The sequence below is a fragment of the Ignavibacteriota bacterium genome (genome assembly GCA_016708125.1).
Lineage (GTDB): Bacteria > Bacteroidota > Ignavibacteria > Ignavibacteriales > Melioribacteraceae.
Map to the genome: position 1 here is coordinate 1,095,920 of JADJGF010000001.1, position 12,779 is coordinate 1,108,698.

Below are 12,779 nucleotides of genomic sequence, written 5' to 3' on the forward strand. Positions count from 1 at the left end.
TTTCAGCAATGGTTAAAAATATACGCACAAAAAATAGTTTATATTTTGTATTATTGTGGAAAATAAATAGTTGACATCAAATAATTACAATCATTTAAAACAATTTTTCCTAACAAAACAGATTGATTACAAAAATGAACAACATAAACAATCATGATGAGCGAATTGCAAAAATGTCATTCGCTTCGGTTTATCCGCATTATGTAACAAAAATAGAGAAAAAAGGCAGAACTAAAGAAGAACTGCACAAAGTAATTGAATGGCTTACCGGTTATGATAAAAAGAAACTACAATCTATTATAAAAGAAAAAGTTTCATTCGAAAAATTTTTTCAAAATGCCAAATTAAATTCCAATGCTCATCTTATTACCGGAATAATTTGCGGTTATCGAGTGGAAGAAATTGAGAATCCTTTGACTCAAAAAGCAAGATATTTGGATAAACTTGTGGATGAATTAGCAAAAGGAAAAAAGATGGAAAAGATTTTGCGAAATTCCTAAGTTAAAAGAATTGTAAGTAATACTTAACTTCTTAAAAAATTTAAAATTGACTTAAAATTAATTTTATAACAATATCAAAATAATTTTCTATTAAAATAAGATTAAATGTATTATTTTAATTTAACAATAAGGGAATCTTAAAATGAAAAATTTAAAATCATTTATACTCCTCTCAAGTTTTCTAATAATAATTTTTGGATGTCAACAAACATCTGATAAAAATATCTCAAACAATTTAGTATCATCATTCGATGAAAAAGCGGAAACGGATTCAATAATGAAAGTTATTGAAGGTGAAACAAATTGTTTTTTTGAAGGAAATTACGAATGTTGGAAAAATTATTGGAGTCATAAAAATTATGTTGTTCAAGCTTGGAACAACAGCGATGGTACTTCCGATATTGCTGTTGGATGGGATAAAATAAACTCTAGAGGGAAAGATTGCATAGAAAAATATTATAAAAATGGTGAGAATATTATTCATCCCGTTGTAAAGCGGGATAAACCAATGATAAAATTTTACAGCGATTCAACTGCCTACCTAACTTGGAAACAATACAATTCCGATAAAGAAAATAAATATTTTAGAACAAGTTTTGAAATAAGAATAATGGAAAAGGAAAATACCGGATGGAAAATTGTTAATGTTTCGGCATTTTGGGATACACAACCCGATATTCCTTTTGATAGTTTAAAAATAAATAATTAATAATATTTGCTAAGTAAATGAGACTTCTGAAGAATTAGAATTGTGATATTTCAGAAGTTTCTTTAAGTATAACAAACATACTTTTCAACTATTAATTTTTTCAGAATTTCTTTCCTTCCCAAAATAACTTTCACTGAAATTAATTTTATTAAAAGTTGTATTTTAGTCATAACCTTTAAATAATTAATTATTCTACAATTTACATTGAGCTTAAATTCTATGAAAAATAAAACACTTGCAATTTTTATTCTTATAATAATTCTTGTCAATTGCAGTAAAGACAATTCAGTTGAAAATCCATCAGATAACAACGAAGATCCGCACTCAACAACATTATTTAATGAAATATTATTCTATGACGGATATTCGGCAACTGTTGAATATCCGGTTCCAGATGGAGTTTATAGAATTTCAAATTCAAAATATGTTACTAAAATTTCACAAAAGTTTATTGAGGCTTTAAGCGATAAATTAAATTTGGAAATTACGGTAAAAGCTGCTTGCGATAATTACGATAGGATTGGAAATGTTTTTTTAAGTTTTGTAAATAAAGATGGAATTTATGATAAAAATAAAATTGTAAACAAAATTGAAATTGCAAGATTTATCACTCCTTTTATGGATAAAAACAGACTTCCAAATAAAGTGCCGTATAATTTTGAAATAAACAATATTGCAAAACTGTTAAGTGATTCCGAAATTTCCGGCAAATATGATTTCTGGATAGAGTTTGATATTTTCGGTGTACCTTATGCCGCAAATAATGAAATACCCGGCTGCCAAGGAATGAATTTTACATTTTTTGGATCATTAAAACTTTCAACTACTGATGAAGATTACAACAAACAAAATCAATACCTAATACCAATTGCCAGCTCAATAGATTTTAATAATTATTCGCAAACTGATGTTATCGGGCAAACAACTAAAACTTTTAACTTAGAAATTTCTTCAACTATTAATTCTGCTAAATTATATTTGATAACTTCAAATCATGGTTCCAATGCCGGTGGAGAAGAATACATTAGAAGAAACCATTATGTTTATTTTGATGGAAATTTAATTGCAACATATAAACCCGGCGGAAAGTCTTGTGAACCGTTTAGACAATATAATACACAAGGAAACGGAATTTATGGTTCGCAGCCAAGAACAGAGGCTGAATGGACTTCGTGGAATAATTGGTGTCCGGGCGATGTTATTCCAATTAGAGTTTATGATTTAGGAAATTTAGATGCCGGAAATCATACATTTAAGATTGAAGTTCCGGATGCTAAATTTGTCGATGCACAAGGAAATTTTCCACTTTCCGCGTATATTCAAGGTGATAAATAAAATGAAGTTATATCAGATATTATTAATTACACTTTTAATTTTATGTGATAATAATATTTATTCACAAAATGAAATTTTTGATTCAAGTAATTTTGAGTTTCAAACTTTATTTACCAGCAAGGATAATTCAAAAGTTTCTTGCTATAGAATTCCGGCAATTATAACTACAAATAACGGAGTTTTAATTGCAGCGATTGACGAAAGAGTAGAATCTTGTGATGACTTAAAATCCAATAATGATATTAATATTGTAATTAGAAGAAGTGAAGATAACGGAATTACTTGGAAAGAAATTGAAAGAATTGTGGATTATCCCTTCTGTCAATCTGCATCGGATCCATCCTTTATTGTTGATAAAATTACCGGCGAAATATTTTTGTTTTTCAATTTTATGAATTTGAAAACAGAGAAAGATATTTATTATTTAAAATATATTTCAAGTACTGATAACGGAAAAACTTGGAGTTCCCCAAAAGATATTTCTACACAAATTATTAAACCGGAAAATAAAAAAGATTTTCAATTCATTACTTCGGGCAATGGAATTCAGGTTTCATCCGGAAAACTTCTTCATACTTTGGTAAATCTTAATAAAGGACTTTATATTTTCGGAAGTGATGATCACGGTAAAAATTGGTATGTGATTGATAATCCAATAAATCCCGCCGATGAATCAAAAATAGTTGAATTGGATAACGGAAATTGGATGGTTAATAGTCGCGTTAACAAATTGGGAAAAAGATATATTCATATTTCTAATGATGAAGGTAAAACTTGGAAGTCCAATATTGATAGTACTTTAATTGATCCCGGATGTAATGCAAGTTTGATAAATTATAAATTTGGTGAAAACAATATTTTATTATTTTCAAATGCCAAATCGAAAGATGAAAGAAATAATATGTCAATTTCAATAAGTTATGATGAAGGAAAAACTTGGACTTTAGAAAAATTAATTTATTCCGGAAGTTCGGCTTACTCTTCAATGACAATTTTAGAAAATGGTAACGTTGGATTATTTTTTGAGAAGGATGATTATACCGAAAATGTATTTGTAAAACTTGATATAAATTCAATTCTTAATTTTAAAAAGTGTGAAATTGTTAAATAATTATTCTCAATTTAATTTTCCGACATATGAAAACTATTATTATAAATTTGATCTTTTTTATCGTAACACAAATTTTAACTGCACAAACCAAAAACATTTGTTTTACAATTGATGATTTGCCCGTTGTATCTTACGGAATTAACGATACAACATTTCAACGAAATTTAATGAATGGAATAATTCAATCTTTGAAGAAAAATAATATTCCCGCAATTGGTTTTGTTAATGAAATGAAATTATATAAAAATGATTCAATTAATAAATTTCAAATTTCACTTTTGGAAAATTGGGTTGATAATAATTTAGAACTTGGCAATCATACATTTTCACATCCCGATTTTAACAAAACTAATCTTGATGAATTTTCAGAAAATATTTTAAAAGGTGAAATTCTAACAAAACAAATTCTTGGTAAAAGAAATAAATCAATAAAGTATTTTCGTCATCCATTTCTTCATATTGGCAACTCAAAAGAAAAGTTTGATTCACTAAACAATTTTTTAGAAAGCAAAAATTATATAACCGCTCCTGTTACAATTGATAATGAAGATTATTTGTTTGCGTTAGCTTACAAAAGAGTTAAAGTTAAAAATGATACCATTCTCGCAAAACAAATCGGGAAAGATTATATAGATTATATGGAAAGAAAACTTCATTATTTTGAAAATCAATCGCAAAAATTATTTGGGAAAAATATAAATCACATTTTATTAATGCATGCAAGCTGGCTTAACTCTGATTTTATTGACTCTCTCGCAATTATGTTAAAAAATAATAAATACAATTTTATTAGTTTAGATGAAACTTTAAAAGATGATTTATACAAAACTCCAATCACAAAATTCGGAAATTGGGGAATTTCTTGGTTAGATATTTGGGCTTTATCACAAAACAAAAAAAGTGAATTTTTCCAAGATGATCCGCAAACTCCGGAATACATTAAAAAGTTAGCTGAATAATATTTTTACTTTCATATAATGAGGATAAAATGAAAACAAAATCGTTCATCTGCCTAATTTTATTATGCTTTATTGTTTTTTCAAATAATTTAATTGCACAAAATCAAAACAAATTAACAAGTAAATTTGATTTTATTCCCGGAGAAAATGTAATTTTTTACGATGATTTCACTTCGGAAAATATTGGTGATTTTCCACTTCAATGGAATACAAACGGAAGCGGTGAAATTGTAACTTCCGAAAAATTTGAAGGCAGATGGTTTCAAATTACAAAAACCGGTTATTACGTTCCGGAAGCCAAAGAATCTTTTACAGACAATTTTACAATTGAGTTTGATTTTGTTCCGTTAAACTCTGTACAAGAAACTGCTACGGGAATTCATTTCTTTTTTCTCTCCGGTGATTTAAGTAATCCCGGATATGGTTCACAACCAGGAAATGCCGGTTTAAGAATTAGTCCGGATTATGATTTAATCGGCTGGAATAATTGGTCCGAAGCCCGTGAATGGCAAGGCGATAATGGCTCAGTGTCTTTTATGTTTAATTCTTCGGATAAATATCATATTTCATTTTGGATTCAAAAACAAAGAGTAAGAATGTATGTTAATGAAGAAAAAGTTTTAGATATTCCACGAGGATTGCAAGAAAAATATGTTTACAATATTTTTAGAATTGAAACATATTCGGATGAAACAACACCGCTTATTTCAAACTTTAGAATTGCTGCCGGTCAGCAGGATATGCGAAGTAAACTAATCACAGATGGAAAACTTATAACTTACGGAATTTTATTTGATGTTAATTCGGATAAAATTAAACCAATTTCTATTCCAACGATAAAAGAAATTGCAAATATTCTAAAAGATAATTCAACATTAAAAGTAAAAATTATTGGACATACTGATTCTGATGGCGATGAGAATTCAAATTTGGAATTGTCAAAACGCAGAAGCGAATCGGTAAAAAATGAATTACTTAATTTATTTGGTATTGATGCAGCGAGAATTGAAACCGAAGGCAAAGGTGAAAGTTTGCCGATTGCACAAAATGATACAAGCATTAACAAAGCTAAAAATCGAAGAGTAGAATTTATAAAACTGTAACAAACATTTTAAGTGAATTTCTTGTTCTATAAAACGGAATTTAATTATGAAAATCATTTTTAGAATAGCAATTTCTTTTATCACAATTTTTGTTAACTAATAAACAAATTTCATTTCAAAAAATGTATGACTTCCTTTTAGTAAAGGAAATATTTACCATTCTCAAACAAAAAATTTATTGAATAATGGAAAATATTCTATGACAAATTTATTTTTTCCGAATGAAGATTATTCGATTCTAAAAATTTATAGTGAAAATTCAGAACAAATTAATAATTTGCAAATCAATAAAATCAATAGAGTTTGGAATTAAAAGCGGGCGGAAAATGAAAAGTTCAAAAGTTTTTTTTACATCTATTGTAGTTGCTTTGGGAGGCTTTCTATTTGGGTTTGATACTGTTGTAATTTCCGGTGCCGATAAACAATTGCAAGCATTATGGCAAAGTTCAGATTTATTTCACGGACTTGTTGTAATGTCCACAGCACTTTGGGGAACTGTACTTGGCGCAATTACCGGCTCAATTCCAACAAATAAATTAGGAAGAAAAAAAACTCTAATATTTATAGGAATTTTATTTTTCATTTCCGCAATTGGTTCTGCGTTGGTTTCTGATCCTTATCTATTTGCAATTTTTAGATTTATAGGAGGAATTGGAATTGGAATTTCAACAATAGTATCGCCATCTTATATTGCAGAAATTTCTCCGGCAAACAAACGCGGAAGCCTTGTTGCACTTTATCAATTTAATATTGTATTTGGAATTTTAATGGCTTTCGTTTCAAACTATTTTTTGCAAGATAATGGTGAAACCGCTTGGAGATGGATGCTGGGTATGGAGGCAATCCCGGCATTCATTTACACAGCATTAGTTTTGGGAGTTCCAGAAAGTCCACGCTGGTTATTGGAATACAAAAACGATAAAAATAAAGCGATTGAAATTCTTAAAGAAATTAATCCATCTGCAAATTTAGATGAAGAAATTTTTGCAATCGAAAAGGAAAAAAGCGAAGAGACAACTCACGAAAATATTTTTATGCAGAAATATAGAATTCCGTTAATGTTGGCTTTCTTTATTGCATTCTTCAATCAAACTTCCGGAATAAATGCTTTTCTATATTATGCGCCAAGAATTTTTGAATTAGCCGGATTGGAAAAATCAGCTTCGTTCCTTAGCAGCATTGGAATTGGCGCCATAAATTTAATTTTTACATTAATTGGAATTTCAATGATTGATAAATTCGGAAGAAAAACACTTATGTATATTTGTTCTTTCGGATATATAGTCTCGCTAAGTTTGGTTGCTTTAGCATTTTTATTAAAATGGCAAGGAATACTTGTCCCAATTTTCTTCTTTTTATTTATTGCGGCTCACGCTGTTGGTCAAGGCGCAGTTATTTGGGTTTTCATTTCAGAAATATTTCCAAATAAATTGCGTGCAGCGGGACAAGCATTTGGGTCTTCTGTACATTGGATTTTAGCAGCTTTAATTCCATCACTTATTCCATTTTTATTTAATGCAATTGGTCCGGCAACTGTATTTGTATTTTTCACAATAATGATGGTTGGTCAGCTTTTGTGGGTAAGATTCAAAATGCCGGAAACAAAAGGTCAAACTTTAGAAAGTTTAGCAGCAAAATTATCCAAGTAAATTTTTGCGAAAATTATAATGAAAAAAAATATTGTTTGCTTTGGTGAAGTTTTGTGGGATGTACTTCCCAAAGAAAAAGTTGCCGGCGGCGCGCCAATGAATGTTGCAATTCGATTGCAATCTTTAGGAATTCCAACAAAAATAATTTCTAAAATTGGTAATGATGAAAATGGTTTGGAATTATTAGAAATAATAAAAAATAAAAATGTTGATATTTCTCAAATTCAAATTGATGAGAATATTAAAACCGGTGAAGTTTTAGTTAAATTGGATTCAAACGGCATTGCAACTTATGATATTGTTTATCCTTCGGCTTGGGATAAAATTGAACTAACAGAAGAAAATATTAATTGTGTGAAAAATTCAGATGCGTTTATTTTCGGTTCATTAATTTGCAGAGATGAAGTTTCAAAATATTCGTTATTAAAATTATTGGAAAATGCTAAGTATAGAATTTTTGATGTGAATTTGAGAAAACCATTTTATTCAATTCCGTTAATATTTGAATTGATGAAAAAATCAGATTTCATAAAAATGAATGATGATGAATTATTAATTATTGCAAAAGAATTAGGCTCAACAGAAATTAAAATTGAGAAAAACATAAAATTCATTTCACGCAAAACAAAAACAAATTCTATCTGCATTACAAAAGGAAAAGACGGAGCAATTTTATTTATTGAAAATAAATTTTATTCTCATAATGGATTTGAAGTAAAAGTTAAAGATACGATTGGCTCCGGCGATAGTTTTCTTGCAGCGTTAATATCTAAAATTTTAATTTCTCAAAATTATGAAGAAGCATTAAAATTTGCATGTGCAGTAGGAGCAATTGTTGCATCACACAAAGGTGCAAATCCGGAAATTGATTTTGGTGAGATTGAGAAGCTTATAAATAATTAATACTATTTTATTACTTCTTCATACCTAAAACAATCAACAGTGTGGTCGTTCACCATTCCCACAGCTTGCATAAGAGCATAACAAATAGTTGATCCAATAAATTTAAATCCCCGCTTTTTTAAATCTTTGCTCATTGCATCTGAAATTGCAGTTTTTGGTGGAACTTCATTTAAACTTTTAAAATTATTTACAATTGGCTTTCCATTAACAAATTGCCAAACGTATTTATCAAAACTTCCAAATTCTTTTTGAACTTGCAGAAAAGCCTTTGCGTTTGTTACCACAGAATTAACTTTTAATTTATTTCTAACAATTCCGGAATCTTGTAATATTTTTTCAATCTTTTTATCTGAGTATTTTACAATTTTTTTGGCATCAAAATTATCAAACAAACGTAAATAATTTTCCCTTTTCTTTAAAATTGTAATCCAACTCAAGCCAGCTTGGGCACCTTCCAGATTTAGCATTTCAAATAATTTTCTATCATCATGAACCGGAACTCCCCATTCCTCATCATGATATTTAACATAAAGCGGGTCACTTCCACACCAAGAACATCTATTTAACATTTTAATATCTCCATAAAATAGAACGCAGATTATTATGATCGTTTATAATTTATCAAGATCTTAATCAATCATAATTATCATAAAAATCCGTGTCCTATTTTTTTAATTTGGTAATTTACCCAAAATTTTCCAAATCCATTTGTGAAAACTGTGAAATGAATTCACCGGTTCTGCAAACATTAAAATACATTCTTTATGAACTTCGTTAATCCCATTTTCTATACAAAAATTAATTGCTTCATCTGTTTCACTTCCTTGCTGCATCCAAATATTTTTAACTCCTATTGAATGAGCTTCTTTAATAACTTGCAAAGTTTGATTAGGCGAAACAACATTTACAATTCCATCAATTTTTCCTTTTAAATCCTTCAAAGTTTTAAAACATTTGTCACCTTCAAATGTTTCCATATTGGGATTAACACCAAAAACATTAAGACCTTTTTTCTTCAATTCCTTATAAATTGCATTTCCAAATTTTGTACTTTTTCTTGAAACACCAACAATTGCAATGTCTTTACATTTTAAAAATTCATCAACATATTTTTGCTTTGTCATTTTTTTCCCTCAAAAAAATATTATTTAATCCATGCCATTTTTATATTTACAAATTCTATTGTGAATTTTACCATTTTTATTAATGTTATATCTTTTTATTTTTTACAATATTTATAAATTTAAACAACTTCTCATTTATTAATTTTATATTATATTTTAAAAAACAGTTTATTAATTGACCATAAGATAAATTTTATTTATAAATAATTACTAAATCTTAGAAAAGAAATTTAATATTAGTTGGATTAAATTATGAGCGAAGAATTATTACAAAAAGACTTAAAAAACAATCCGGAAAAAATAGGGAAATGGGATTTTTATAATATTGGTTCAACAACAATCAAACAACTTAAAGAAAATGGTATAATTCGTAATATAGATTATGGCATAGAAGAAAAAAAGAAAGTAGATGCATTAGTTGTACAAAAGAAAAACGTTATAGCTGTTGTAGAATATAAAAAACCAACAGACTTTAATACTGAAGAAAAAAAGCAAAAAGCTATCAAGCAAGAATTAGAAGTAGCAAAAAAATTAAAAGCGAATATTTTAATTGCGACTGATAATCAAGAAAGTATTTGGATTAATGTTCAAAATGGAAATTCTATTAAAGGAGAAGATGGAAGTATAATCAAGACTGTTTTTAATCCAAAAGATGAAAAATTACCTGAATTCATTGAAAAAATTATCAATTCAATTAATGAAAAAAACGATCAGATTGTTCCACCAAAATTGGTAAATCCTACTGATCTTGCAAAAAAGATATGGCAAATAGTATGGAGCATTAGTGGAGCAACTCCCGAATCCTGTCTTTACTCTTTTGTCGAACTTTTTATTTTCAAGTATTTAAGCGATTTAAATGTATTACAAGAACCAGAAAATTTTGATTATTTATTAAAACTTTACGAGAAAAAGAATCCCGAATTTGTAATAAGTTATTATGCCAGAAATATAAGACTTAAAATCAAAAATGATTTATTTCCCAAAGGTAATGATGGAACAACTATAATTAATGGAACTGTTTTTGTAAATAATGATGACGAAGCCATAGAAGGAAGAAGCACTGCATTTGAAAAAATTTTGAAAGAATTTGAAAAGTATGGCAAATTAGATAATATTCATCCGGATTTTAAAAGCCAATTATTTGAAAGTTTTCTTAAGGAGAGCATCAGCCAAAAAAATTGGGGACAATTTTTCACTCCATTAAAGGTTGTTAAATCCATTGTCAAAATGGCTGAAGACTTTATTAAGCCAAACCTTATCATTGGGGATCCAGCAAGTGGTGTAGGAAAATTTTTACTAGAAGCAATTAAACCAAAACTGAATCAATTTTATAAAGTTGAAAAAAACAAACTTCAAAATAATATTGAAATTATAGGATATGATATTGGTTTTGATAAAGATGAACAAAAAACCATAATATTAGCTAAAGCTAATATGTTAATTTATTTTTCTGAATTATTAAAAAACAATAAAGGCATTACAAAACAGTTTGCCTCTTTATTTAATAAAAGTTTTGAATTAAAGAAAAATTCAATCCTTGGTACTTTAGCAGTAAAAGAAGAAGAAAAATTTGATTTAATACTTTCGAATCCGCCTTATGTTACAAGTGGCAGCAGCAATGTTAAGGAAGAAATTAAAAGAAAAGGTCTTTCGGATTATTACAAAATTAATGCAATGGGTTTGGAAGGTTTATTTATGGAATGGATTATTAAAGCCTTAAAACCAAACGGAAAAGCATTTATTGTAGTGCCTGACGGCATATTTAATCGCCAAAATGATGCAAAACTCCGTAAATACATTCTTGATGAATGTTTTATTGACGCAATTATTTCGCTACCTCTAAATACTTTTTTCACAACAAATAAAAAAACATTTATTCTGTCTATAACTAAAAAAATTGATAAAAAAGAAGAACAGGTTGAACCAGTATTTACGTATTTAGTTAGTGAAATAGGAGAAACAAGGGATGTTTACCGCTTTGACACAGAACAAAATGATTTACTAGAGGCAGTAACATTATTTTCCTTTTTTAAAGGCAATAAGTCTAACTTTGAAAAAATCAATACTGACAGAAGATGTAAAATTCAACCAATTGAAAAATTTACAAATGAAATCAATTCATCTTGGATAATTGATAAATGGTGGACAGAAGAAGAAAAAATTAATCTTGGTATTGAAGAAAAACAAGACAAATTAGATTTATTTGACTTTTCCGTACTTATCCAAAATGTATCAGAGACAATTAGAGAATTAGGTGAAGAATTAAAAGAATTTCAACAAGAAAAAAAAAAAGCTATAAATAAACAAAAATTTTTTCTAATAAGAGAACTTTTTAATATTGAAAGAGGAAAAAGTAAATACACAAAAAAATACGGCAATCAAAATCGCGGAAATTTTCCAGTCTATTCTGCCTCAAATAATAATCCTTTAACTTTTATAAATAGTTTTGATCTTAGTGGTAGGTATCTGACCTGGGCGACAAATGGATTTGCCGGTTATATGAAAATCATAGATGGTAAGTTTTCAATTAATGGTGACCGAGGACTTTTAAAGCTAAAACAAGACTCTGTGGTAATTGATTATATGAAAATTGTTCTTGAACCTAAGCTAAGAGAATTGGCAAAAGGAAGAAAAGGAGAAAAAGGAGAAGATGAATTTACAAAAGTTTATCCATCTATGATAAAGAATATTAAAGTTGCTTTACCTATTGATGAATCTGAAAATATTGATATTGAGAGACAAAAAGATATAGTTGAAAAATACAATGCCACTCAAGAAATAATAAAACAAGTGAAAGAATATAGGCATAGGATACAAGAAATCAGTGTCGAGATTAAAGATAATTATAAGTTTAAACCTTATCCTATTGAAAAAATATTTGCGACCGAAAAAGGGTTATCAAAATATACCAATGAATACATAAAGAAAAATAAAGGAAGTTATCCTGTTTATTCTTCACAAACAGTGAATGAAGGTATAATAGGCTACATAAATACATATGATTATGATACAGAGTGTTTAACTTGGACAACTGACGGAATTTACGCTGGAACAGTGTTCTATAGAAATGGGAAATTTAGTATGACAACCCATTGCGGTGCATTATTACCAAAAAATAAAAACACTATTTATTTAGGTTACTTATATTTTTATTTGAAAAGCAACTTAAAGAAATATGCGTTAGGTGAGCATAATAAACGTATCACTGTAAATATCATAAAAAAAATTATTGTTGATATACCTGTAAAAGAAAATGACGAATTTAGTATAGAAGCACAAAAAGAAATCACATCAAAATTCAAGAAAATTGATGAAATAAAAAAAATAATAAATTTAGAATTAAAAAAAATTGAAGAAACAAAAATAAACTACGAGTAAAGTTTTCT

The 12,779-nt window shown here is 28.0% G+C and carries 12 protein-coding genes; 10 read left to right on the forward strand and 2 right to left on the reverse strand.

The features are described from left to right. Nucleotides 1-134 precede the first annotated feature (134 nt). From IPH62_05115 to IPH62_05155, 9 genes are all read left to right on the forward strand, one after another. Entirely contained in the window at nt 135-500 is a 366-nt protein-coding gene (locus IPH62_05115) for a DUF2200 domain-containing protein (protein MBK7104643.1), read from the forward strand. Nucleotides 501-642: 142 nt separating this feature from the next. After that, the gene (locus IPH62_05120; protein MBK7104644.1) at nt 643-1,209 is read left to right on the forward strand and encodes a hypothetical protein; all 567 of its coding nucleotides are present in this window, start codon (nt 643-645) and stop codon (nt 1,207-1,209) included. A gap of 219 nt (nt 1,210-1,428) precedes the next feature. Continuing rightward, nucleotides 1,429-2,544 (forward strand): hypothetical protein, encoded by a 1,116-nt coding sequence (locus IPH62_05125; protein ID MBK7104645.1) that lies wholly within the window; start codon nt 1,429-1,431, stop codon nt 2,542-2,544. A 1-nt stretch (nt 2,545) separates the two neighbouring features. After that, entirely contained in the window at nt 2,546-3,655 is a 1,110-nt protein-coding gene (locus tag IPH62_05130) for an exo-alpha-sialidase (GenBank protein MBK7104646.1), read from the forward strand. Nucleotides 3,656-3,681: 26 nt separating this feature from the next. Continuing rightward, a complete protein-coding gene (locus IPH62_05135) occupies nt 3,682-4,614 on the forward strand; it encodes a polysaccharide deacetylase family protein (GenBank protein MBK7104647.1) in 933 nt (310 codons plus the stop codon). 29 nt (nt 4,615-4,643) lie between these two features. Beyond that, on the forward strand, nt 4,644-5,717 hold the full coding sequence (locus tag IPH62_05140; protein MBK7104648.1) for an OmpA family protein: 1,074 nt from the start codon (nt 4,644-4,646) through the stop codon (nt 5,715-5,717). Nucleotides 5,718-5,916: 199 nt separating this feature from the next. Beyond that, nucleotides 5,917-6,030, forward strand: coding sequence for a hypothetical protein (locus IPH62_05145; protein ID MBK7104649.1), 114 nt, complete (start codon nt 5,917-5,919; stop codon nt 6,028-6,030). A 13-nt stretch (nt 6,031-6,043) separates the two neighbouring features. Then, nucleotides 6,044-7,366, forward strand: coding sequence for a sugar porter family MFS transporter (locus tag IPH62_05150; GenBank protein MBK7104650.1), 1,323 nt, complete (start codon nt 6,044-6,046; stop codon nt 7,364-7,366). Between the two features lie 18 nt (nt 7,367-7,384). Continuing rightward, the gene (locus IPH62_05155; GenBank protein ID MBK7104651.1) at nt 7,385-8,269 is read left to right on the forward strand and encodes a carbohydrate kinase; all 885 of its coding nucleotides are present in this window, start codon (nt 7,385-7,387) and stop codon (nt 8,267-8,269) included. A gap of 2 nt (nt 8,270-8,271) precedes the next feature. Here the strand turns inward: IPH62_05155 and IPH62_05160 are convergent, their stop codons facing one another. Next, nucleotides 8,272-8,838 carry a DNA-3-methyladenine glycosylase I gene (locus IPH62_05160; protein MBK7104652.1) on the reverse strand — a complete coding sequence of 189 codons (567 nt, stop codon included), beginning with the start codon at nt 8,836-8,838 and terminating at the stop codon, nt 8,272-8,274. 102 nt (nt 8,839-8,940) lie between these two features. Next, complete coding sequence (locus IPH62_05165) at nt 8,941-9,393, reverse strand: CoA-binding protein (protein MBK7104653.1); 453 nt, start codon at nt 9,391-9,393, stop codon at nt 8,941-8,943. A 252-nt stretch (nt 9,394-9,645) separates the two neighbouring features. Between IPH62_05165 and IPH62_05170 the strand changes: the two genes are divergently transcribed. Beyond that, on the forward strand, nt 9,646-12,771 hold the full coding sequence (locus IPH62_05170) for an N-6 DNA methylase (protein ID MBK7104654.1): 3,126 nt from the start codon (nt 9,646-9,648) through the stop codon (nt 12,769-12,771). Nucleotides 12,772-12,779 lie beyond the last annotated feature (8 nt).